This is a genomic window from Capnocytophaga canimorsus (assembly GCF_002302565.1).
Classification (GTDB): domain Bacteria; phylum Bacteroidota; class Bacteroidia; order Flavobacteriales; family Flavobacteriaceae; genus Capnocytophaga; species Capnocytophaga canimorsus.
Genome location: NZ_CP022382.1, coordinates 2,113,062 through 2,137,874, shown reverse-complemented (window position 1 = coordinate 2,137,874; position 24,813 = coordinate 2,113,062). Strand labels below are relative to the sequence as shown.

Genomic DNA, 24,813 nt, shown 5'->3' with positions numbered 1-24,813 from the left:
AAATATTCTCTTGTTGTATGAGTATTTAGCTTTCGGTTTCTTTCATCGTATGATAGACATTTTGAACGTCTTCATCTTCTTCTATTTTTTCCAAAAGTTTTTCAACATCGGCTTGTTCTTCTGGCGATAACTCTTTTGTTATCTGCGGAATACGCTCAAATCCAGAAGAAAGAATTTCAATATTTCTCCCTTCAAGTTCTTTTTGAATAGCACCAAAACTTTCAAAAGGCGCATAAATATGGATACCATCCTCATCTTGAAAAACTTCTTCGGCCCCGAAATCAATCATTTCAAGCTCTAATTCTTCTGCTTCCAAGCCCTCTGCATTGATTCTGAAATTACAAGTATGGTCAAACATAAACTCCACTGAACCCGATGTGCCTAAAGTGCCATTACATTTGTTAAAGTAACTACGAATGTTAGCAACGGTACGATTGTTATTATCGGTAGCCGTTTCAATTAAAACAGCTATACCATGCGGAGCGTAGCCTTCAAACAGCACCTCTTTATAATTGGCTGTATCCTTTTCCGAAGCCTTCTTTATTGCCCTCTCAATATTTTCTTTGGGCATATTGGCTGCTTTTGCATTCTGAATTACGGCACGTAAACGGGAGTTACTCTCGGGGTGTGGCCCACCTTCTTTAACTGCCATCACAATATCTTTCCCGATGCGTGTAAAAGTTTTTGCCATTGCTGCCCATCGTTTAAACTTTCGGGCTTTTCTAAACTCAAATGCTCTTCCCATTTATAATAAAAATATTTAGTATTTATAAATTTTTCAAATGTTATGCGAAATTACGTATTTATACGCAATCATCGGATGATGATTCCACTTTTTTTTCAGCGATGAAATCAATTCCCCCTTTAACCTTATCGCCCAAAGAAACGTTTATTTTAGTATCAAGTGGCAAAAACAAATCCACTCGTGACCCAAATTTAATAAAACCAGCATCTGCTCCTTGAAGCGCCACATCGCCTTCTTTGGCATAGTTCACGATACGTTTAGCTAAGGCTCCTGCTATTTGCCGATACAACACCTTACCAAACACCTCATTTTCAACCACTACTGTTGTTCGCTCGTTTTCCTCAGAAGCTTTGGGGTGCCAAGCTACCAAATATTTACCAGGATGATATTTGCTAAAAACTACCTTCCCGCCTATAGCATAACGAGTTACGTGTACATTTACTGGCGACATAAATATCGAAACCTGAATACGTTTATCTTTAAAATATTCCTTCTCAAAGACTTCTTCAATCACCACTACTTTTCCATCAACAGGGGCAATTACCCGATAATCATTACATTCTCCTCGCCTTTTTGGATTTCTAAAAAATTGGAGAATGAGAATCAGAAAAATAACCGCCAAAATCTGTATTAGCTTTGAGAGCCAAAAAATAGGAACAAAATAATGAGCTACCAAAACCAATCCAATGGTAATAAAAAACGAAGTTAAAATGATTTTAAATCCTTCTTTATGAAACATATGCTAAAAATTGTAAGGTTAAAAATGCAAAAGGGGAAGCAAATATTAAACTATCCAATCGGTCTAACAATCCTCCGTGACCAGGTAATGAAGTACCACTATCTTTAACTCGAGCCACGCGTTTAAATCGAGATTCGACCAAATCTCCAAGCGTACCAGTAATCACCAATACTATTGACAATACAACCCAATGCCAAGTAGTTTTTTCGGTATAAGTTGAAATAATAGAAGCCGTAATAATAGCACCTACCAACCCACCAAGCGTACCTTCAATGGTCTTTTTAGGCGATATTCGTTCCAATAATTTATGTTTACCTAAACTCTTACCAATCAAATAAGCAAAACTGTCACTTGCCCAAATGATGCACAAAATGCCTATCATTGTAAGTTGTGCTTCAAGTTTTGTATACGAGTTAAACAATTCGTGTTTGTAAATCAGAGGCATAAAAATACATCCTGCACCAATATATACCAAACTGATGAAAAATTTGTAATTATTATCTCTAAGCCTTAAAGGTTTTTTCTCTGAAAATAAATCCAACACCAAGAAACTGTTTACCAATATTGTGGTGAGTAGAAGTAAATACACCGAAAATTCAGACGTACGCAAATGGATAAAAACCCACCACATAAACAAGAAAGCAATAAATATATACAAGCCACGTAGCTTAATAAGCATTTTAAATTCGAAAAGACAGATTATTCCGAAAGACAAAAATAGAAAATCAAAAGCATCAGCATCAAGCATAATGGCTGAAAGCAAAAGGAAAATATAAATAAATCCGGTTATAATTCTTTTGACAAATTCGTTCACAATGTGTGGTTTTAGTTAGACATATCTTCCAATAAAATGAGATACATTTTTTTGGAACAAGTGCCGTAAGTCAAAAAATCGTCTTGACTTTCTTTAAAGTTATGAAGCGCTGTAATGCCTGAAGGTATCTTTTTACGATACTTGTTTTTGATTCCACGCATCCCTTCACTGATATCAAGTACCATCTGTGAGGTTTTGGCAAAAACAATAAAAATTTTGGGCAAATCCTTCATTTTCTTTTGCCTTAATTGATTTGATGAAAAGAGTATCGCCCCCTTATCCGTAAGCAAATATTCACAATCGGTAAGGTAGATGTTAGCTTTATCTACATTTTTGACAAAAAGAGACTCAAACTCGCCAAACATTTCAACGAGCTGCTGACTAGGAGTTGCTATTCGGGCATCAATTCCTATCTCTCTGATGATATTAACAAAAATCTGTTGTATTTCTATCTCACTTTCGCAATAAATAAATTTTCCGCCATTTTCAACGAATTTTATAGCGAAGCATTCATCTGCCGAAATTTTCTTCTGCTCTGCGGGAGCATATTTCCCCCTTTCTTCCTTACTTTTAGAAGTTTCATTACGAGAGCCAAATATCTTTTTAAAAAAACTCATTAACCTTGACTGATGTGTTACACGATATGATGTAAATCAAAACGTAAAATTATAAAAAAAACTTGATTAAAACACTTTGTTAATCAAGTTTTTTTATTTTTATGAAATTTATAGGTTTTTATAAACCATTAACTTTCGGTAGCATCTACTTGTTGTTGTAAACTTTCATTGACTTTTACGGTTGGTTCTATATCATTACCATATTGTCTTTTACCAAAAATATCCTCCAAATCTTCTTTAAAAATAACCTCTCTTTCCAATAATAAATGGGCTAAACGAGTAAGTTTTTCCTTATTCTCGGTTAAAATTTGAATTGCTCTCTGATATTGGGTTTCAATGATTTTAGAAATCTCTTGATCAATAAGTTGAGCCGTTTGCTCACTATAGGGCTTAGTGAAATTATATTCCTGACCACTTGAATCATAATAAGTTAAATTCCCTATCTTATCATTTAATCCGTAAATAGTTACCATAGCCCGTGCCTGTTTGGTTACTTTTTCCAAATCACTGAGGGCTCCAGTAGAGATTTTACCAAAGGTAACCTCTTCAGAGGCTCGTCCGCCCAAAGCTGCACACATTTCGTCCAAAATTTGCTCGGTACGAACAATTTGTCGTTCTTCGGGTAAATACCAAGCTGCCCCTAACGATTGCCCTCGCGGAACAATAGTTACCTTAACCAAAGGAGCGGCGTGTTCCAAAAGCCAACTCACAGTGGCGTGACCTGCTTCGTGAAATGCAATGGCTTTACGCTCTTCTGGTGTGATGATTTTCGTTTTCTTTTCAAGTCCACCCACAATACGATCAACCGCATCCATAAAATCTTCCTTGCTTACTGCTTTCTTACCTTTTCGAGCAGCAATAAGAGCGGCTTCATTACATACATTAGCAATATCAGCCCCTGAAAATCCTGGGGTTTGTTTCGCCAGAAAATCCAAGTCAAGAGCTTCAGCGGTTTTAATAGGACGTAAGTGAACATTAAAAATTTCCTTACGCTCATTAATATTGGGCAATTCGACATAAATTTGGCGGTCGAAGCGTCCTGCTCTCATTAGGGCTTTGTCAAGAACATCGGCACGATTGGTTGCTGCCAAAACGATAACATTGGTATTAGTACCAAAACCATCCATTTCAGTAAGTAACTGATTTAACGTATTTTCACGCTCATCATTAGCTCCTGTGAAATTATTTTTGCCTCTTGCCCTACCGATGGCATCAATCTCATCAATAAATATAATTGCTGGTGATTTTTCTTTGGCTTGTTTGAAAAGGTCTCGTACACGCGAAGCCCCCACCCCTACGAACATTTCCACAAAATCAGACCCTGAAAGCGAAAAGAAAGGTACTTGGGCTTCACCTGCTACTGCCTTAGCCAATAATGTTTTACCCGTACCAGGAGGTCCTACCAACAAGGCTCCTTTTGGAATTTTCCCTCCCAAAGAAGTGTACTTGTCTGGATTTTTTAAAAACTCAACAATTTCCTGTATTTCTTCTTTAGCACCTTCAAGTCCAGCTACATCTTTAAACGATACTTTGACTTCCTTCTTTTCATCAAACAAACGGGCACGTGATTTACCGATGTTGAAAATTTGTCCGCCTCCAGCTCCTCCACCTGCCATTCTTCGCATAATAAAAATCCATATTGCGATAAAAAGGACAAAAGGTAAAACAGAAAACAGAATATCAGCAAACAGATTTTGTTTGGTTTTATTATCACGCGTAGTAGTCAAATTATTTTCCTGTACGATTTGGTCAAATTTATTTTCAAAATTGCTCAAATCTCCTAGTTCAAATTTGTATTGAGGAGTATCGCTCTCCGCAGTTTGAGAAAACAAAGAGTTTTCAGGCTTTACCGCTTTGTGTTCTTCCTTTTTCATCGCATCGGGGGTAAGATAAACATTAGCATCTTTACGATTCACTATCACCACCTTAGCAACATCGCCATTGCGTAGAAATTCTTCAAACTTGGATTGTGAAACCTCCTTAGGCTGGTACCACATACTCCCCCCAGAATAAAAATTTACCCCCAATAGGAGCATAATGAGTATGGCATAAATCCAGTAGGCTGAGAATCGAGGTTTATTGTTAGGTTTGTTATTTTCTGTCATTTTTGTTAATTGTTTGTTTCTATTTGAGTTATTTTAGCATCGCCCCAAAGCCCTTCAATATCGTATCTTTCACGCAATGGTTTTTGGAAGATATGTACCACTACATCAACATAATCCATCAAAATCCACTCAGCATTGGCTTCTCCTTCCACGTGCCAAGGTTTTTGGTTAATATCTTTACTTACCACTTTCTGTACCGAACCCGAAATAGCTGCTACTTGAGTGTTGGAATTTCCGTCACACAAAATAAAATAATCACAAACGGTATTTTCAATACCTCGTAAATCCATTATGGTAATGTTATTGCCTTTAACTTTTTCTATCCCTTTGAGAATATGTGTTATAAGTTGATCTGTCTGTGCTTCTTTGCTTGATGTCATTAAATAAATGATTTATTTTAAGTTAAAATTGATTTATACGAATTTGTAAAAGTGCAAATGTATCATTTTCATTCTTATTTCAGGCAATGAAAAACCTATAAAAAGCAAATTTTAATGTTTTTTTAGGGATATATCGTACATTTGCGCCTTTATATTGCTTTTCTTCATTTCATATTTTATGGAAATTATCAAACTTAATGCCATAGATTCCACCAATGGGTTTTTGAAAAAAATGGCATACGAGCAGCCTAATTTGTCAAACTTTTTAACCATTTGGACACCTATGCAAACTGCCGGTGTAGGGCAGTACGGCGCAAAATGGAATTCTGAACCTAATAAAAACCTCACTTTTAGCACACTATGCTTATTTAATAGATTAGAAACAAAACATTTTTTCCTACTCAATATGCTAGTTTCTTTAGCAATTCACAAGGCTTTGGAAACGCTAGAAATTCCACAACTAAGCATTAAATGGCCTAATGACATTTTGTCATCAAAATATAAATTGGGAGGCATTCTCATCGAAAATGTAATTCGTAGCGGATACATCGAAAAGAGCATCGTGGGTATTGGCTTGAATATAAATCAAACCGAGTTTAATGGTTTACCCAAGGCAAGTTCACTAAAAAAAATTACCGGACTTACCTACGAGATTGAACCCTTAATGCAAAGTATCCTCAAAAACTTAGAAGCGCATTTAGCTAAAGTTGAGCAGCTAAGCTTCGAATCGGTTTACCCCTTGTATAAGCGTCATTTGTTTCGCATAGACCAAGTTTCGGCTTTTCGACCCCATTTAGGTAATGATTTCTCTGGGATAATACGAGGCGTTTTACCCTCAGGAAAACTCGTTGTACAAAATGAAGACGATCAAATGCTAACTTTCTCTTTGAAAGAAATTGAGCTACTTTATTAGCATTTTGCAAGTACTTTAATTTTAGTATCTTTGAACCCTAAACCATATATTTATTTAGAAATATGAAAAAAATACATTTACTTACCTTTTTATTGGCAGCTTTTACTTTCACCACTCAAGCTCAGAGCGTTTTAGGAAAATGGAAAACCATTGACGATGAAACCGGTAAAGAAAAATCTATCGTACAAATCTATGAAGAAAAAGGTATCGTTTATGGAAAGATTGTTTCCTTGCTTGAAAAAGACAAAAAAAGTTTAAAATGCACCGCTTGTACCGGAAATGACAAAAACAAACCCTTAGAGGGACTCGTCATCATAAAAGACCTTCAAAAAGATGGCGATCAATGGAACGGTGGAAAGATTTTAGACCCTAAAACTGGCAAACAATACAAGTGTTACATCACTTTGGAAGATGCAAACAAACTCAAAGTAAGAGGATACATTGGCGTAGCACTAATGGGAAGAACCCAATACTGGCATCGTGTGGAGTAATTTTTTGCCAGAAAATACATCTGACTTTAAACATAAAAATCTGAAACAAAACTATGGCTTGAACCCTTAATTCAGGTCTGAATCTTTCAAAAATCTAAACCTTTTTATGAACTGGGAACATTTATTAACTTTAAAACGCTTCGGAGATACCGAAAAACGACTTCGGAAAGACCAAAACGAAACCCGATTGGTTTTTGAGGTCGATTTTGACCGCATTGTTTTTTCAAGTGCTTTTCGTAGTCTACAAGATAAAACCCAAGTCATTCCGCTTTCAAAAACCGGATTTGTTCATACTCGACTCACTCACAGTATGGAAGTATCAATGGTAGGAAGAAGTTTGGGGCGCACTGTAGGGGGGCAACTCTTAAAAAAATATCCAGAACTTCATACCGAGTTAGGGTATCAAGCTAATGATTTCGGGGCAATTGTAGCTGCCGCGGCTTTGGCGCACGACATCGGAAATCCACCCTTTGGTCATAGTGGAGAAAAGGCTATCGGAGAATTCTTTGAACACCAAAAAGGAGCCGAAATCAAGCAATACATCTGCGAAAAATCGTATAAAGACCTCTGTAGTTTTGAAGGCAATGCCAATGGCTTCAGAATACTTACAGAAACTCGCCCAGGATTAGAGGGCGGTTTAAGGCTTTGCTATCCTACCTTGGGGGCTTTTACCAAATATCCAAAAGAATCACTACCTGAGAAGCCTACCAAACATATCGCCGACAAAAAGTACGGTTTCTTCCAGTCCGAAAAAGCCTTTTTTGCAGAAATTGCCCACGAAATGCAGCTCAAATCCACAGCCAATCAGCCCAATGAGCTGCGTTTTGCACGTCATCCGTTAGCTTTTTTAGTAGAAGCCGCCGATGATATTTGTTATACAATTATCGATTTTGAAGATGGTATCAATCTGGGGTTAATCCCCGAAGATTTCGCTTTGGAATACCTCGGAAAACTCATCAATCAGCGTATCATTACCGAAAAATATAGTCGTCTTGCTACCAAAGAAGACCGCATCGCTTACCTACGGGCTATCGCCATCGGAACGCTCATTGAAGATGCAAGTAACACCTTTATGAAATACGAAAGCGCTATCTTAAACGGAGATTTTCATCAGTCATTACTCAGTGAAAGCATCTACAAACCACAAATTGATGACATTATCGATATTAGCGTTTCGCACATTTATCGCTCGCCTGAAGTGGTTGAAAAAGAAATTTCAGGCTATGCCATTTTGCAAAACCTACTCGATTTGTTCTACACCGCAATTATCAATGACGAAACTGGAAAAACAACCTCTTTCGACAAACTTATTTTAAACGGATTACCTGAAAAATACCAGAAAAACGGTAGCATCTACGAGCGTATTATGGGGATAACCTGCTACATTGCCAGCCTTACCGACGGAAAAGCCTTAGAACTTCATCTGAAAAGTTTAGGCAGATTGTAAGGAACAAGGATAAAGGATAAAGAAACAAGGTACAAGATACAAGATACAAGGCAGAAGAAATAAAGGTAAAAGAAACGAGGAAGATACAAATAACATTGTAAGCCTATTATCCTATGAAAAACGGCAAATAACACGAAATGGAATAAAGCAATTTCGTGTTATCTGCAAGTTTAGTCTTCTCATCGGATTATCGTTTTTCTACCTTTACAATCTTTATCACGCTATAAGGCTTTGCCCCTCTTCCACACAAATAATGGTATTTCGTATTTTGGTAATACACCTTTACTTGTAATCCGTTTTGCTTAAACTCCTCCTCTAAATGGTCCACTGAAAAAACATTTCCTTCAATATCAATAAGCCAACCACAACCATCATAAGAAGGGTCACCACTATCAATAAGTCGCCCCAGTGCCACCTGCGTGTCTTTGGGCAGCATTTGATGCTCTCTTTTACCACATCCGATTATCAATAGCATTGATAAAACAAAAAATAATTGTTGCAATTTCATTTTCAAAAGCTTTAAATTGAGAAGTAAAACTACAAAATTCAAACTCAAAAGTCAATAGAAACTTTTCAAAGCTAAAGATATTGATAACAACCCCATTAACGATTAACCGTTTTCATACGTTACACCATATATTTTTAACGACCCTTTTCATCATATTTATTTTTTTCGTAACTTGCTACCATATTTTATATTTATTTTGTTTAACAGAAAAATTTCATATAACAATCACTATGGGAAAAGGATTTTTTAAAGTGCCAAAGGCTGTGAACGAGCCTGTAAAATCATATGCCAAAGGAACACCTGAAAGAGAGGCGGTTCTGAAAGCATATAAAGAACTCTGGAACAATTCCGTAGATGTTCCTTTATATATTGGGGCAGACCAAATCAGAACGGGGAAAACTAAAAATATGATTGCTCCGCACGACCATCAGCACGTGGTAGGCACATATCATCTTGCGGAAAAACAACACGTAGAGAAAGCAATTGCAACTGCTTTGGAGGCTCGTAAGAAATGGGCAGCACTTCCTTGGCAAGAGAGAGCGTCTATTTTTTTGAAAGCAGCCGAACTCATTGCGGGACCTTATCGAGCAAAAATCAATGCCGCTACAATGATTGCACAATCCAAAACAATTCATCAGGCGGAAATTGACTCGGCTTGTGAACTTATCGACTTTCTTCAGTTCAACGTAGAATTTATGGCAAATATCTACAACGACCAACCAATATCATCAGAAGGAATTTGGAATAGAGTGGAATATCGTCCGTTGGAAGGATTTGTATATGCAGTTACGCCTTTCAACTTTACAGCCATCTCAGGAAATCTACCAGCCAGTGCCGCTCTGATGGGGAACGTAGTAATTTGGAAACCAAGTAACGCCCAAGTATTTTCAGCCAACGTAATTATGGAAATTTTTAAAGAGGCTGGACTTCCTGATGGGGTAATCAATTTTATTAACGGCGACGCTGCAATGATAACCGAAACATTACTAGCAAGTCCTTACTTTGCTGGAATTCATTTCACAGGGTCAACAGGTGTGTTTCAAGATATCTGGAAAAAAATAGGCAATAACATACATAATTATAAGACCTATCCGAAAATAGTAGGCGAAACTGGAGGTAAAGATTTCATCGTTGCGCATCCGTCGGCAATTTCTAAACAAGTGGCAACGGCAATCACGCGTGGAGCATTCGAGTTTCAAGGACAAAAATGTTCAGCTGCATCACGAGTATATCTTCCCAAATCGAAAGCTGATGAAATTTTGAATTTTGTTAAAGAAGATGTACAATCTTTCAAAATGGGGTCGCCAGAGGATATGGAAAACTTTATTACTGCCGTGATTCACGAAAGTTCGTTCGATAAATTAGCTAAATATATCGACCAAGCGAAAAAAGACAAGGACGCTGAAGTGTTTGTTGGGGGTAACTACGATAAATCGAAAGGATACTTTATTGAACCTACCGTTATTGTAACTACAAATCCGAAATATACAACTATGGAAACGGAGCTTTTTGGTCCGGTGGTTACAGTTTATGTATATGACGATAATAAATGGGAAGAAACACTCAAATTAGTAGATGAAACTTCGGAGTATGCACTTACAGGGGCTGTTTTCTCACAAGATAGATACGCTCTTAATCAAGCAATCAAGGCGTTGGAAGATGCAGCTGGTAACTTCTATATCAACGACAAGCCCACTGGAGCTGTGGTAGGGCAACAACCTTTCGGTGGTGCCAGAGCATCAGGAACTAATGATAAAGCAGGTTCAGCTCAAAACTTATTGCGTTGGGTTTCTCCTCGATTGATTAAAGAAACCTTTGTTCCGCCTGTGGATTATCGTTATCCATTTTTAGGTTAAGAAATCTCAAATAATAAATCTTTGTCAGAAAACTATTTTGGCAAAGATTTATTTTAAAAAGATACCATACCACTTTAAAAATCATCTTAACAACACAGAAAACAATCTATAAATTTTTAAAAAGCTATTTATACATACGAAAATAGCAGAAAATAAAATAAAGTATCATCTTCTCTAATTGAGAAACCATAAAATAAATGTAAAACAAAAAATCTCATATTGAGAAAGCATAAAAAACATTAAAAACACCATTTCTCATCTTGAGATTTTAGAAGTTGAAAACTATTGATAGCTTCTCGTATTGAGAAATCATAAAACAAATTTTATTTGCACTTTCTCTACTTAAAACAAAAACTTACAATTCTATTTTAACCAATTCTCAAGTCAATATTACCACACAAGAAAATAAAAAGTACAAATTGGCTTAAAAACACACACTCATAACTATTATTATCTATTTTTCAATAGAAAGCAACCAGCATAAAAAATTAAAAGAAATTAACTAAAAAAATAATACCATTATGAAAAATTTTAAATTAATTCCGATTCATCTTTCTAGTTTAAAGAACACAGAATTTGCGCAATTGTTAGTCCGTTTTTTTGAGGATTTTGAAAAATCAGGATTAGACTTGCAAACAGACACTGACTTCAAAAGGTTGTTTGAACTTATTCAAGCTAAAAAACCAACCCTTGACGAGGCACTTGACCAAGTAAGGGGCAGTGAAGAGTCCGAAAAAATTATGAAAGCCGATAAAGAAAGAGATAACTTGCTCAAAGCACTTCGTTCGGCTACCAATGCGTACAAATATTCAACTAACCCAAAAGAAAAAGATGCGTTTGCAACGGTAAATTTGCTACTTTCAGAATATAAAAACGTAGAAAATGACGGGTATGAACAAGCTACTTATCGCTTGTCAAACCTCACAGAACGCTTACAAAACGAAGAATACAAAGATGCTGTTAAAGAATTGTCTTTAAGTAAATTTGTTTCTAATTTGGCTTCAGCCAATGTCACATTCAACGAATTATTTGCCCGACGCTCTTCCAAGGCGATGCAAAAACCTTCGTACAACGTAAAGGAACTCAGAAAGGAATTAACTACCATTTATAAAGATTTGACCGACTATACCTATATCTTGGCTCGTATCCGCAATGATGATTTCTTTACAAAAGCACTCGGTGTTATCAATAACGGACGCAAATATTTTGCAGATACTATCATTGCTCGACGTAATGCTGGTAAAGTAAACTCAAAAAAGGCATAACATTTGCCTGATAAGGAATGAAAGAAACTATCTTTAATTGCGAACTTTATCTCAAACTATTTTTAAAAGCTTTAATAAGCGAATTGGAGGTATAAGATATTCATCTAATGCTATCACAGTTCTTTATTAAGGCTTTTTTTATTTTTTGTAAACAAGAAATTTGTTTTAGATAGCTAACTTTATATCGTTTGCCTTTTACCTCTGTTCTTTTGTCTTGAAACAAAAAAACCAAAAGTTCAATACTTTGAATACTCCGCTAAAAATCAATTCATTTTCGCTGAAAATCTCCGAACTTGCTCCCTTCGGTCGCTTCGAACAGCGGATATTTTCTACGCTCCACTCATTGATTTTCTTAACGCTTCATCTCCAAGGTCATAAACTTACTCTTGAAAATAGTGATAATTTAAAATATATTGATTATAAGAGTTTACTACCAGAGCTATCTTTATATCATCTATCTCTTCTACTCTTACTCTAAATATCTATGCTTTTGCCTTGAAGCAAAGAAAAATGAAAATGTAAGTCCTTGTATATACTCGTAAAAATTAACTCAATGCTAAAAAAGACTACAAAATTACTTACATTTAAATCGTAGAAATTTGCTGGGCTTCATTCATTGATTCTTTTACTTTTTTGTGGTAAAATGGAGAATACCTATTAAAATAAACGCTATCCAACCCTATCGGTTGGCTATACGATACTAAACTTTATGGGCAAATGAGAAGAAAAATGCCCTAAAAAAAAGTTTAAATTGGGGTTTGGTAATTTGTTTTTACAAATCGAATTCCGAATCCTTGCTCATATAAAGGTATCCGGTTTTTTGTTTTCCGTCTTCAAAGGTGATGACAAAGAAATAGGTTCCGTTAGGTAATGGTTTTTTACTTACAGTTCTGCCGTGCTGAGAAAATCCTTTAAAACGCTGATTATCGAGCATATAATTATCTTTTTCATAGACTTTTACTCCCCAACGGTTAAATATACGCACTACGTTTTGCTGTTTGCAGCTTTCGTAATATTTTTTGAGGTCTTGTACCTCCCAAGTGTCATTCACTCCGTCTTCATTCGGAGAGAACCCTGTTGGGATAACCATATTTTCAAACAAATCATCACAAGGATTTTTTCTTACTACCTCAAGCAGTAAACTCACCGCGTTGCTTTGGCAGTCGTTAGGCGTTTTACAAACCACGTAATAGGTAGTATTTTCCGTAGGTCGAACCTCATCGGCAGTAATTTCTTGTGTAAGTGCTGCATCGGTAAACCATTGTACTTTATCGCTACCACAAGATACTCTTGCTAAACTTACCGATTCACCAGCATAGATGCGCGTTGGGAATGCCGAAGTGTTAGGCGTAGTAGGTATGGTATTTCGCTGTATGGCGACCTCCGTTCGAGGGCTTTTCACGCCATCAACCATCTGTTCTACCCAGTAAGATAGGGTATTTCCTTGCGGAATGTTTTGGGTATCCACCACAATAGATGCCGAAGTTTCGCCCGTACTCCATAACAACGCCCCTCTAAAATCGGTAGCTTGTAATAATGCGGTACCTCTGTGGCAATCATAAGTGATGCTTATTTTAGGCGGAGCAATGTTCTCGGCAACAGTAATCACCCCAATTTTGGTATTGGTAGCACAGCCACTACTCACACTGACCTTATAATAGTATGTACCTGCTTCAAGCCATTGTACTTGCACTTGCGCACTGGTATTTCCCCCTGTAAAAACCGCTTTCGAGGGCGGACAATTGCCCGATATTTTGGCAAAATCTATATTAGGGGTAGGCACATAAAGTTCCCAAGTGTATGTACTATTAGGTACATCACTTACCGATAGTGTGGTGGTCTGCCCTACCCAGACTTTGTTTTGAGCCGAAAGATTCCCCCAAAGCCCACTTAGCCACAAGCAAAGCCACAACAACAATGAAACGATATGTTTGTTATGCCGATACATATTACATATACAAAGGATATAATTTTCCGAACGCTTTAAACACTCGGAAAATTATACCTCGTACAGAGAAAGTTTTTTAAATTTTTATTGAATTTGGATAATGAAATTTCCTGAAGTTGCCGTAACGGTAGGACGAGCCAATATTTTTTGATTTGCTTTTTTATTGTTATCGTCTGCTATTTCATTACAATTGTCGTCAACGTCTCTTTTTCCTAAACTATTATTAGCAAGAACCATTTGCCCTTTAGTTGCAACAGCGATAGCTTCATCGGTTAAGCCTTCATAAGTCCCGTTGTCAATGGTTACTTCCAAAATAAATTCTTGTTTATTCGTCGCATTTTCAGAAATAATATCCTGAGCAGTTCCATTATTAGCTACATTTGCAAAAGTTTCAAATGCTCCTGTTGTTCCTACATTCCACTTAACAGATGTATATTTACGAGGCACATAGTTTCCATCTGCAGGAGATGCAATACTTGTTGTCCCTTTCAATTCTGGTAAATAGATGGTAGGTTTCCAACTTCCTGTAAACCCTGTCATTTTAACTTTATAGTATAGCTTGGTTTCTCCGTACACATACTTAACTTTATCACCAACAATAGAAGCTGATGTTACTTCAGAAGAACAAACTTTAGCATCATCTGGATTAGCAAAAGGGTCTCCATCAGAATTTTTAACGGGAGTAATAGTTAATTTAAAGTTATTCAAAGGATTAATTTTCATAACTTTTACATTTTTCCCTAAACAAACAGTATTATCTTCACTATACTTAAGTACTAAATAAAAAGGTCTAGTTTCCATCAAAGCATTAGGCTTCCATTCTAAGTCTATACTATTCGTTGTACCAGTATTAGCAGTAGAGTTATAAGGAGACCCTCCTTTATATGCAAAGAAATCATTATTAACATCCAAAGCATTAGCTGTATCATCTTTTAATAAATCTGCGCCATTTTGTGTGACATACCACTGATATACTCCATTCCCATCATAGTTATTGGGAGTTGTACCTCCTGAAATCGCAACTTGATAAGTGTACTTAGTTCCTATTTCGGGCTTATTAGGAGCTGGTGTACAATTGTCTACTGGAGCTTGTGCATACGCACCTACCGATACGATGGCTAAAGCCATACTTAAAATGAACTTTCTCATAATAAAAAATTTAAAAAATGATATTTAATATTTATTTTAATTATTAGTTACTAAAATGAATTTGTGGTCGGGGGGTAATCCGCACTTGTCGGGTTATATGGCTGTATTTTTGTCCGTTGCATTCCAACCAATAAGTTATCGTATAAACTTTATCGGAGGAAGTCGCATTTTCAAAAGAAATATTCCCTATAGTTGAGGGTTGCCCCGTTCGTGTTTTACTCAAATCGTTATTGATTGTCCATTTCAAAGTAGGATTTGGGCAACAAACTGAATTTACCCCTACATCAAGCGTTGTATCTCCCAAAGGCAAAACATAACTATTTTGCGTTATGGTAGTATTTCCGTTATTATCATAAACCGCCGATACAATTTCGGGCAAACACCACACAACATTCTCAGGTGCTGTTATAGAAGGAGCCACCACATTTACTACCTTTTTCTTATTGGTAAAATACGTAGTACAGTTTGCGTCTTTAACCCATAAAATCTCATAAGTGAACTCGCCCTTATCATTAGGAATGTGTTCTATAACCAACCTATTTTGGTTATTTTCTAATGAGTATTCCTTTTCTTCAAAAGCTCCCCCTGGCTTTGTAGCTTTCACCTTCACCGTAAAGGGAGGTTTTCCTGTAAAAGTAACCCACGGAACTTGTGCTTTTGAAGTGTTTAAACATAACGTGGTATTCTGCTCCAAGAATGTAGCTGTAGGCAAAGGATTTATTGTAATATCATCAGAGTCCCCTAAAGTCACTCTACAGCCATTACCATCAGTAACAGACACGTATTTATAGTTAAACCGCCCTGCTTTGGAGGTATTGACAGGAATGTAAAAAATATTATCGCTACTTTGAATTGGTGGTAAAGGTACATTATTTACTTCATAAGAGAATGTAAAAGGAGGTGCTCCTCCGTTGTTTATCTTGATACGAATTTGAGCATTCTCACCTTGGCAAAAAAGTTTTTCGGGAGGGGCTATACTAACAATGGGTTGTGGCAAAACGGTTACCTTTACTGCATTGGAAAAAATAATCTCCGTTTTTTCAGCCACTCCAATGTTTTTAAAGCGAACTGATGCCTCTCTGAAAAGATAGTATGTCCCTGCTTGATTAAAAGGGGTGGTTTTCGTATCAGGGGTAAAATCTTTTTGTGTTGCCCCAGCAATAGCAGTACGCCTTCCGTTGGGATTCGTTGCGTAGTGCCATTGAAACTGAAAAGTTGGATTGAAATTGTGTTGAGCTCTTCGCTTGAAGTCATCTCCCGTTATAGGAGAAGCTTGACTACCTTGACAAATCGTTTGCTCTCCAACAATGGTGTTTTCGATGATTTTATTGGCGTCACTGATTTCAAACAGATACTGAAGTTTCCCATTCCCATTGTAAAACTCATAAGAGAGTAAACTATTGCCCGAAAGTTTAATGATTTGATTATTTACAGGCTCCCATTTGGGGTCTGATTTATTGTCCCAATTATCATAAACTAAGGTGTCTATTTCTAATCTTGTACCGTCATCTGCTCCTAAATTCACGTAATACAAACCCTTACGAGTTGAACGCATTAAAAAACGTATCCGAAAATAATCGGAATTAGCAAGTAATCTGGGAACTGTGCTCCCTTGCGAATAAATTTGAAATAAGGTAGAATTTGTTACAGTATTAAAAGACTCTGGTAAATCAAAGTATCCTAAATATTTAGAAGGTAAAGGAGGAGTATCGCTTTCGTTTGCGCCTTTATAAAAATGTCCTCTCCATTTGTTGTTTTCATTGGGTAGAGCGTCTCGAACATCAATGTTATTCTCTCCCCCGATTACCTTTATACGTAAATCTCTACCTGTTCCATACCAAGTGTAGTATATACGCAACTGCCCCGAAATAGGAGCTATAAAACTTCTTTGAGGAGAAAGGGTTATGCCATAATTAGTAGATAAAGAAACTTCTCGAACACCATCGCAAACTTTTATATAATTGGCATTTATTTCGTATTGAATCCCTTTTATGACATTAATCAAAGCATATCGTCCTGATGGTAAATCAGGAATAGGTACACCATCTCCATTTTGTGTTCCCCATATAGGGGTAACCACATTACCCACTTGTGTACCCCCTCCGCATTGTGCATAAGAAAATCCTACTCCAAAAACGGAAGACAGAAAAAAAACACAGAAAAGTACTCTTTTAAGGTGATGCATTTTGGTTAGTAAGATTATTTTTTTTTGCAAGGGGCAAAGTTAAATGAAAACTTTGGAATAGCAAAACAAGAAAAAGAACAAAAGACATAAAAAATGCTTCTTGTTCCATTGAACAAAAAGCATTTTTTTTGAATTCTTTAAGATTGATTTAGTTCTTGATAAATTCCTCAACTGGTATTTTTTGGAAAATCAAGTCTCCTGCGCCTTCGTAAAGTATTCCGATGTATTTATCGTCAATAATCGACATACACGAATATCCAAACCCTTCGTTTTCATAAAGTTTTAGGGCTGGGAGTTTGTCCCACGTATTACCGTCATCATCACTTACCTTGATAGTCATATTTACACGCTTTTTGGCATCTGCTGGATTAGAGAAAAATAAATATTTTTTCCCATTTTTATCCAATGAAATGATACTTGCCATACAATTAGGCTCGGTTAGTGCTTTACGTGATGTGCTGTGTTCTGTCCACGTTTTTCCAAAATCGCGAGTAACAGCCACTGAACGTCCGTGAAAGGCATCGGAAAGCGTGTAATTCTGCCGATTTCGGTCATCACGCATATTAAGCATTATACTTCCGTCGGAAAGTTGAACCACTTGTGCCTCTGTAGTATGCGATTTAGCTCCCGTTCCACAATGCCACGTTTTTCCGTGGTCGTCGCTATATATTAAGGTGGAATGTGGTACTTGATTTTCGTCTTTGTATTGTGCGGCAAACATTATTTTTCCATCGTTTAGGGTGATACCGCTACCAGGTCCGTTGAAGAAAAGATACCATTTTGGGTCTTTGGTTTGAGCCGTGATGTTGATAGGTTCGCTCCACGTGATGCCGTCATCTTCACTTTTAACGAGCATCAACTGACCTGTTTCGTGGGGAGTCATACCCGGTTTGGAAGCCCACCACGCCATTTTGTCTTTATCGTGTCCGTGGAGCCAAAGCGCTGCTACCCAAATTGTTCCTGTGGTTTTATCGACTAGTACGGCAGGGTCGCCAATTCCGTTAAGGCGATTATCAAGTCCACCCCATTCACCCAAGTCCATAATTTCCTTCATCGGTTCCCAAGTTTGTCCGCCATCGGTGCTTCGACTCATTCCTACATTTACATCTTCCTGCAAATCCTTGCAATTATTGTAACGATTGTCGTACACCGCGATGAGTGTTCCTTTGTTGGTGGTCGCCAGTCCAGGAATACGATAGCATTCAATGCCGTCTTGTTTCTTATCGCGAAGCGTTATCCCAAAGCGTTGTGCAGGACTTTTCGGATTCACATATACGTATCGTGCCCCATTTGATAAAAATTCGATTTGAAAAACTTTAATTTTGTTTAGAAGATTCGGCTTTTCGGTGGTTCTTGTTGTTACCCAAACATAAGTGTTTTCAGTTTTGGGCAAATAATTACCTTTCAGAAGTGTTGTCGATTGAACGTTTTTAGTAGAAGCGAATTGTTGTGCTTCTTTAAAATTTTCTTTATCACTTAAATAGATGGCTATTTCACTTAAATCTAAAGATTTTAATTCGGATTTGAGTAAAACTTTTACCTCTGTGATAGCATTCAAATTTTTAGTAGCTAACTTGAAAGAAGCTAATAAATTCTCCTTGCCTGTGACCAAAGGCATTTCGGGTTGTGTAAATTCGCCGCCGCCGATTACGTTTTTTTGGCTTCCACAAGCCGACAAAAGAACAAAAGCGAATAAAAGATAAAAAATACGATTCATTATGATGCGTTTTATTTATTGATTTTCAATTTTTTCAAAAGTTTTCCAACATTGGAACATAGCTCTCGGCACGTGGAAGCAGCCTTTCCATTTTCCGCCTTTAAGAGTGAGCAAAGGTTTTCCTTCCCGATTCAGGTAACCGAACCATTCACCGTACTCAGGGTCAGAGAAATGCGACCAAGCATAGTTGTGTACTTTTTCGTACCACGTCCAAATCTCCGAGTTTTTGGTGTGCAAATACGCCTTTGAAAGTGCTACCAAAGTTTCTAAATGCACCCACCAAAGTTTTTGGTCCCATTCCAATTGTTGTGGCGGATTTCCTTTGGAATCCATAAAATACAGAATGCCTCCGTGTTTTTCGTCCCAACTGTAATTGAGGATGTTAAGAATGGTTTGTGTCGCTTTTTCAATAAGCGATTGGTCACCACGACGTACGGCAATATCAATCATAAACCACATCGCTTCGATGCCGTGACCGGGGTTTAGCAATCGACCGTTAAAGCTATCTTCTTTGCTCCCGTCAGGGCGAACATTCTCAAAAATAATACCTGTTTCAGCATCTAAAAACACGTTCATTACTTCGTTGATACTGAAATCTATCGTTTTGTTGATTTCTTCTTCTGAAAGAACGCTTTCCAATTCCAAAACCAAATTAGAAAGAATCATCGGGAGTGAAAACCCTTTGAGCGGACGCACATCGGTTGTTTTTTCGTATTTGCCTTTGGGATTGTTTTGTTTTTTTAATATGTTGTGATATGTGCTGATAGCTAGTTTTTTATAAGTTTTATCACCCGAGGCTTTTGCATACTGACTAAAAGCCATCGCTGCAAAACAATCCGAAAAAATGTTGTAAGGTTGAACCAGCGGTTTGCCATCGCGAGTGAGTGCAAAATAGAAATTCCCGTCGCTGTCCATTGCGTGATTTTTCAGAAATTCAACGCCTAGTTTTGAGATTTCAAGCCATTTTGGGTTTTTCTCTACCTGATTGTAAAGCATCGCAAAAGTCCACGCTTGTCGTCCTTGCAACCAGATGAATTTATCGGTGTCAAAAACGTTTCCTTCACGGTCAAGGCAAGTGAAATATCCGCCAAATTCGTGGTCTAACGAATGTTTTTCCCAGAAAGGAATAACATCTTCCAGTAATGTTTTTTTGTAAAGTTCGCTGTGTTTCATTGGTTTTACGCTAAATAATTATTTTCTTTTTATTTGCATCTTTTCTTAAAAAGTACTAATTTAGTGCTTGAATTTTCTTTGCTTTAAATACATATGTGCAACATAAGACAAATGTACAGAAAATAAATGGAGTAAGAAAAGGAAAAACTAAAATTATACCGTTTTTCGGTAGCTGTTTGTTGTTAACTTAATTTTTTGAGATATGCCGATGGATAGTATCAAACCGATCGAAAATGTGTCTTTGGTGGATCGGGTGGAACAACGTATTATGGAGTACATCAAAGAAAATAATTTGAAACCTGGGGACTCGCTCCCCAAAGAAATACAATTTTCGGAATGGTTGGGGGTAAGCCGAACGGCAATTCGTGAGGCAATGTCACGTTTGCGTACCTTAGGGCTGGTCGAATCCAAAAAGCATCGAGGTATGATTCTAAAAGAACCCGACTTGGTAGAGAATTTTGAAAAAATGCTCAATCCTCAAATATTAGATGAAGCCACCCTGCAAGACTTATTTGAATTTCGGCTGATGTTTGAAATCGGTATGGCCGATTTTGTCTTCGCTCGAAAAACTCACGAGCAAATTCGGGAATTAGAACAATTAGTAAGCGAGAGTGAAAACGTTCAGTGCAATGACAAACATTTTTCCCTTGAAACGGAAGTAAAATTCCATAAAGCATTGTACAAAATGGCAAACAACAATATGCTCTTTAAGTTTCAGCGAATATTACTCCCTGTTTTTCAGTATGTTCACGAATTGCAAAAATCCGAATTAAATTACCATTCTTGGGGTGGAGGATTTACCGATGCCCCCCAAAAAGTAGTAACCCATAAAGATTTGGTTCGCGAACTTAAAGAAGGTACTCCACAATCCTTCCGTGAGGCAATGCGTATGCACTTAGACCCACATTTTAAGCGAAATTTAAAAAACAGAGGTGAACTACTTTAATATTCCAAACATTTGGCTATTACACTTTCCACGGTAGGCGAGTCAGCTATAACCACTTTTAGGGAGTGTTTTTGAGCCTCTTGAGCAGTAGTGGTGCCGATACAAAAAAGTATTTGAGTGGTTATTGAATTTTTAAGTAAGTAACTTTTCACCTCAGAGGGGCTGAAAAACAGAATGCCATAGACTTTTTCGGATATTGCCTTTGGCGTATAATAGGTTTGGTACACCTGTATCTCTTCAAAGGCGAGGTTATGTTTGTTAAAAAAATCAGGAAGCGTGTCACGGCGCAGGTTTCCGCAGAAAAAAGTTATTTTCCGATGCCCTATTTTTTGCAAAATTTCCACAGCCAAATCGGCAGCATAAGGCTTAAAGAAAAGGACTTTCCAACCATTTTCTTTCAGTAATTTGGCGGTCTTTTCTCCTACACAAACGGCAGGTATGCTTTTTAAATGAAGAAGCATTTGGCTTTTTAAAACACTTCTTACCGCATTTTGACTGGTAAAAAGCAATATATCGCCTGTGATTTGTGGCAATGTAGCACTATGCTTAATAGTTATGAAATCGTGTTGTATAATTTGAAAATCAGAATGTTCAAAAGATTTTTTTTGTGTTTCTGAAAGTATTTTGGTAGCAAGAAGGATACGCATCGTTTATATCTTTTGAAATCCATCAATTTGAGTAATAATTTGCTCGTAATGTGAAGGATTTTCAACAAAATCCAATTCGGTAACATCAATAATTAAAATATTGTCATCTAAACTATTTTGAATAAACTGCAAATATCCGTCGTGAATTTGTTTTAAATATTCCTTCGAGATATTTTGCTCGTATAACCGTCCTCTTTTTTGAATATTTTCAATGAGTCGTTGCGGATTTTGATACAAGTAGATATAAAGTTCAGGCTTTACAATCTGCCGATACAAAATATAGAAAAGCTTTCGGTAAAGCGAAAATTCCTCTTCTGTAAGAGTTACTGCCGAGAATATCAGCGATTTAAAAATATCATAATCGGAAACCACAAATTGCTTAAAAAGGTCTAATTGTGCCAAATTTTCAGCCATTTGTTGGTAACGTTCGGTCAAAAATGACATTTCTAAAGTGAACCCATAACGTTTCGGATTTTCATAAAATTTAGGCAAGAATGGATTATCGGCAAAACGTTCCAAAATGAGTTTGGCGTTATAATCTTCAGCTATTTTAGTGGCTAATGTGGTTTTCCCAGCACCAATATTACCTTCAATAGCAATGTAATTGTAGTTAGCAAATGGTGATTTTTTCCTTTTTGGAGTTAGCCGAATTCCTGTAGGAATAACCTCGCTGATATCAGCGGTGGTTTCAGAAAGTTGTTTTATACTCTTTTTAAGTACGGGATGTATTTCATTATGAGCTATTTCAACAAGCGGAAACAATACAAATTTTCTGTTTTGAATTTGAGGATGTGGCACTTGTAGCTCCTCGGTTTCAATAATTTGGTTGTCATACAAAAGTATATCCAAATCAATGGTGCGCGACTGATAAAGCTTAGTATCACTTCGAACTCTGCCCAATTCATTTTCAATACTTAACAACACCTCAAGACATTTTTGGGCACTCAAATCGGTTCGAACAAGCACACAAAGGTTATAAAAAGCATCTGCTTGAAAGCCCCACGAGGCAGTTTCGTATAACTGCGAAAGCTGTACCACCCTACCAATACGCTGCTCAATGGCATCAATGGCTTGTTGCAGATATATCTTACGATCTCCTAAATTACTTCCTAAGGCTATGTAAATTTTGTGTCTCATAATCGTGCAAAAATACAGAATCTGAAGTTAATTTTATTACATTTGCCCCATAGAGTTATCAATACATTCGTTATTTAACATTTAAACCCTTTGAGAATGAATTTTTTAAAAAACGTATTAGCCGCAATTTTAGGCTTTTTTATTGCCACAGGAATCCTTTTTGTTGTGTTTCTGTTTGTAATCTCGGCTTTAGCTTCTACTTTTGGCGATGACGGAAAAATTATTGTAAAAGAAAATTCCGTTTTAGTACTTGATTTTAAAGAACCTATAAAAGATTACAGCAAGGAAGTCTATTTTGAAGATTTCGATTATAAAGATAAAGATTTTAATGGATTAAGTAGCATTTTAAAAGCCATTGAAATTGCGAAAGCCGATGATAAAATTAAAGGAATCCATATAAAAAGTTCTGGTAATATTGGCGGACTGGCAATGGCAAGTGAGTTGCGCCAAGCTTTAGCTGATTTTAAAAGTTCTGGAAAATTTATCTATGCCCATAATGATTTCATAACTCAAACGGATTATTACCTTCAATCTGTTGCCGATTCTGTATTTTTAAGCCCAATGGGAGAGTTATCTTTCAGAGGATTATCTTCAGAAATATTATTTTTCAAAGAAATGCAAGAAAAATCGGGGGTAAATATGGAAGTTATCCGTCACGGAAAATACAAAAGTGCCGTAGAGCCGTTTCTCGAAAATACAATGAGTGAAGCAAATCGCCTACAAATGACCGAGCTACTCAATTCATTATGGAATGTAATGGCTACGGATATCGCTCAAAATAGAAATATTTCGATAGAAAACCTTAATAACATTGCCCACAATTTAGAGGCTCGAACGGCGGAATTGGCATTAAAAAACAAACTTATTGATGGAATTATTTACAGCGATGAGTTCGAACAAATACTCTGTCGTGCCACAAATACTCAAAATATAAGCGATTTAGACTTTATCACCATTAACAAATATGCTGAAAGTGTGGTGAATAAGGCTCGTTTAAATCGTCCGAAAGATAAAATTGCAGTAATTTATGCCGAAGGCGAAATCATTTATGGTAAAGGAAATCCAGAAGTAATTGGTAATGAAACCATTGTAGAATCATTACGCGAAGCATCGGAAGACGAAAGCGTAAAGGCTATTGTTCTGCGAATAAACTCTCCTGGTGGAAGTGCTCTGGCTTCGGAATTGATACACCGAGAGATAGAATTGGCTAAAAAACGTAAAAAAGTATATGTTTCTATGGGAAATTATGCCGCATCGGGCGGATATTACATCGCTTGTAATGCTGATAAAATATTTGCTCAATCAGGTACGGTTACTGGTTCCATCGGGGTATTTGGGGTGCTACCTAATGTACATCGTTTGGCAAAAGATTGGGGTATCAATGCCGAGCAAGTACAAACTCATAATCACTCCCTTGAATATAGTATCTTTGAAAAGCCTACTGAAACCTTTATAAAAACCACCACAGAATCCGTAGAAATGGTGTACAATACGTTCTTGGAACGTGTTGCTAACGGACGTAATATGACCAAAGAGCAAGTCAATGAAATTGCTCAAGGTAGGGTTTGGAGCGGAATACAAGCTCAACAAAACGGATTGGTTGATGCCATTGGTAATTTACAAGATGCCTTACAATTTGCTGCTTCTGACAATAACATAGAATCCTTTGAGGTAAAAAATTACCCTTTGTTCAAAATGAATTTTGAGGAAATTTTAACACGTTTCGGGGTAAGGGTAAAAACTAAAACTTTAAAAGAAGAATTAGGAGATGAAGCCTTTGAGAGGTATCAACAAATCAAATCAATTTCACAACAAAAAGGTATTCAGGCACGTTTGCCTTACAATATAAGTATGAATTAGTAAAGGGCTAACAAAAATAAAGTGTTTTAAGGTGAAAATTATTTTTTCCAGATATGGAACATCCCCTTACACGAAATCTTAAACTTTCGTTATAATTTTTTTATTTAGCTTTTTTTAAAATACCTTTGCCTACTAGAAAAGGGTTATGTGTTTTAACCCAAAAAATTAGTA

The 24,813-nt window shown here is 36.8% G+C and carries 21 protein-coding genes; 7 read left to right on the top strand and 14 right to left on the bottom strand.

The window, feature by feature from the left end:
- Positions 1–25 precede the first annotated feature (25 nt).
- From CGC47_RS09375 to rsfS, 6 genes are all read right to left on the bottom strand, one after another.
- On the bottom strand, positions 26–745 hold the full coding sequence (locus CGC47_RS09375) for a YebC/PmpR family DNA-binding transcriptional regulator (protein WP_013996841.1): 720 nt from the start codon (positions 743–745) through the stop codon (positions 26–28).
- 58 nt (positions 746–803) lie between these two features.
- Positions 804–1,484 (bottom strand): phosphatidylserine decarboxylase family protein, encoded by a 681-nt coding sequence (locus tag CGC47_RS09370; protein ID WP_013996840.1) that lies wholly within the window; start codon positions 1,482–1,484, stop codon positions 804–806.
- Positions 1,474–2,298 (bottom strand): phosphatidate cytidylyltransferase, encoded by an 825-nt coding sequence (locus CGC47_RS09365; RefSeq protein WP_095900278.1) that lies wholly within the window; start codon positions 2,296–2,298, stop codon positions 1,474–1,476. Before CGC47_RS09365 ends, CGC47_RS09370 begins: the two co-directional genes overlap by 11 nt.
- Before the next feature lie 11 nt (positions 2,299–2,309).
- The gene (locus tag CGC47_RS09360; RefSeq protein WP_095900277.1) at positions 2,310–2,915 is read right to left on the bottom strand and encodes an LUD domain-containing protein; all 606 of its coding nucleotides are present in this window, start codon (positions 2,913–2,915) and stop codon (positions 2,310–2,312) included.
- Positions 2,916–3,043: 128 nt separating this feature from the next.
- On the bottom strand, positions 3,044–5,020 hold the full coding sequence (gene ftsH, locus CGC47_RS09355) for an ATP-dependent zinc metalloprotease FtsH (RefSeq protein WP_095900276.1): 1,977 nt from the start codon (positions 5,018–5,020) through the stop codon (positions 3,044–3,046).
- Between the two features lie 5 nt (positions 5,021–5,025).
- Positions 5,026–5,400, bottom strand: coding sequence for a ribosome silencing factor (rsfS, locus tag CGC47_RS09350; RefSeq protein ID WP_013996836.1), 375 nt, complete (start codon positions 5,398–5,400; stop codon positions 5,026–5,028).
- 178 nt (positions 5,401–5,578) lie between these two features.
- On the opposite strand from rsfS, the gene CGC47_RS09345 reads away from it, so the two are divergent.
- The 3 genes from CGC47_RS09345 (at position 5,579) to dgt (ending at position 8,251) form a co-directional block, all read left to right on the top strand.
- On the top strand, positions 5,579–6,313 hold the full coding sequence (locus tag CGC47_RS09345) for a biotin--[acetyl-CoA-carboxylase] ligase (protein WP_095900275.1): 735 nt from the start codon (positions 5,579–5,581) through the stop codon (positions 6,311–6,313).
- A gap of 62 nt (positions 6,314–6,375) precedes the next feature.
- Positions 6,376–6,804 carry a DUF2147 domain-containing protein gene (locus CGC47_RS09340; protein ID WP_042000386.1) on the top strand — a complete coding sequence of 143 codons (429 nt, stop codon included), beginning with the start codon at positions 6,376–6,378 and terminating at the stop codon, positions 6,802–6,804.
- A gap of 106 nt (positions 6,805–6,910) precedes the next feature.
- Positions 6,911–8,251, top strand: coding sequence for a dGTP triphosphohydrolase (dgt, locus tag CGC47_RS09335; RefSeq protein WP_042000383.1), 1,341 nt, complete (start codon positions 6,911–6,913; stop codon positions 8,249–8,251).
- A gap of 187 nt (positions 8,252–8,438) precedes the next feature.
- Here dgt and CGC47_RS09330 read toward each other — a convergent pair whose 3' ends face one another.
- Positions 8,439–8,759, bottom strand: coding sequence for a lipoprotein (locus CGC47_RS09330; protein WP_013996832.1), 321 nt, complete (start codon positions 8,757–8,759; stop codon positions 8,439–8,441).
- A 230-nt stretch (positions 8,760–8,989) separates the two neighbouring features.
- Between CGC47_RS09330 and pruA the strand changes: the two genes are divergently transcribed.
- Positions 8,990–10,615 carry an L-glutamate gamma-semialdehyde dehydrogenase gene (gene pruA / locus CGC47_RS09325; protein WP_095900274.1) on the top strand — a complete coding sequence of 542 codons (1,626 nt, stop codon included), beginning with the start codon at positions 8,990–8,992 and terminating at the stop codon, positions 10,613–10,615.
- A gap of 521 nt (positions 10,616–11,136) precedes the next feature.
- The gene (locus tag CGC47_RS09320) at positions 11,137–11,880 is read left to right on the top strand and encodes a DUF6261 family protein (RefSeq protein WP_042000380.1); all 744 of its coding nucleotides are present in this window, start codon (positions 11,137–11,139) and stop codon (positions 11,878–11,880) included.
- Positions 11,881–12,652: 772 nt separating this feature from the next.
- Here the strand turns inward: CGC47_RS09320 and CGC47_RS09315 are convergent.
- The 5 genes from CGC47_RS09315 to CGC47_RS09295 form a co-directional block, all read right to left on the bottom strand.
- On the bottom strand, positions 12,653–13,828 hold the full coding sequence (locus CGC47_RS09315) for a gliding motility-associated C-terminal domain-containing protein (RefSeq protein ID WP_042000376.1): 1,176 nt from the start codon (positions 13,826–13,828) through the stop codon (positions 12,653–12,655).
- A gap of 84 nt (positions 13,829–13,912) precedes the next feature.
- Positions 13,913–14,977, bottom strand: coding sequence for a hypothetical protein (locus CGC47_RS09310; protein WP_095900273.1), 1,065 nt, complete (start codon positions 14,975–14,977; stop codon positions 13,913–13,915).
- Between the two features lie 43 nt (positions 14,978–15,020).
- The gene (locus tag CGC47_RS09305) at positions 15,021–17,162 is read right to left on the bottom strand and encodes a hypothetical protein (RefSeq protein WP_095900272.1); all 2,142 of its coding nucleotides are present in this window, start codon (positions 17,160–17,162) and stop codon (positions 15,021–15,023) included.
- A 148-nt stretch (positions 17,163–17,310) separates the two neighbouring features.
- Positions 17,311–18,879: a sialidase family protein gene (locus tag CGC47_RS09300; RefSeq protein ID WP_042000364.1), complete on the bottom strand. Its 1,569-nt coding sequence runs from the start codon at positions 18,877–18,879 to the stop codon at positions 17,311–17,313.
- 15 nt (positions 18,880–18,894) lie between these two features.
- Positions 18,895–20,052 (bottom strand): AGE family epimerase/isomerase, encoded by a 1,158-nt coding sequence (locus CGC47_RS09295; protein WP_042000361.1) that lies wholly within the window; start codon positions 20,050–20,052, stop codon positions 18,895–18,897.
- A gap of 202 nt (positions 20,053–20,254) precedes the next feature.
- Between CGC47_RS09295 and CGC47_RS09290 the strand changes: the two genes are divergently transcribed.
- Positions 20,255–20,998, top strand: coding sequence for a FadR/GntR family transcriptional regulator (locus CGC47_RS09290; protein WP_095900271.1), 744 nt, complete (start codon positions 20,255–20,257; stop codon positions 20,996–20,998).
- Here CGC47_RS09290 and CGC47_RS09285 read toward each other — a convergent pair.
- Both CGC47_RS09285 and folK read right to left on the bottom strand, forming a co-directional pair.
- Positions 20,995–21,645, bottom strand: coding sequence for a uroporphyrinogen-III synthase (locus CGC47_RS09285; RefSeq protein ID WP_042000355.1), 651 nt, complete (start codon positions 21,643–21,645; stop codon positions 20,995–20,997). The two genes, CGC47_RS09290 and CGC47_RS09285, sit on opposite strands and share 4 nt — an antisense overlap.
- Positions 21,646–21,648: 3 nt before the next feature.
- Complete coding sequence (gene folK / locus CGC47_RS09280; RefSeq protein ID WP_042000352.1) at positions 21,649–22,782, bottom strand: 2-amino-4-hydroxy-6-hydroxymethyldihydropteridine diphosphokinase; 1,134 nt, start codon at positions 22,780–22,782, stop codon at positions 21,649–21,651.
- A gap of 96 nt (positions 22,783–22,878) precedes the next feature.
- Between folK and sppA the strand changes: the two genes are divergently transcribed.
- Positions 22,879–24,642, top strand: coding sequence for a signal peptide peptidase SppA (gene sppA / locus CGC47_RS09275; protein WP_042000348.1), 1,764 nt, complete (start codon positions 22,879–22,881; stop codon positions 24,640–24,642).
- Positions 24,643–24,813: the final 171 nt, after the last annotated feature.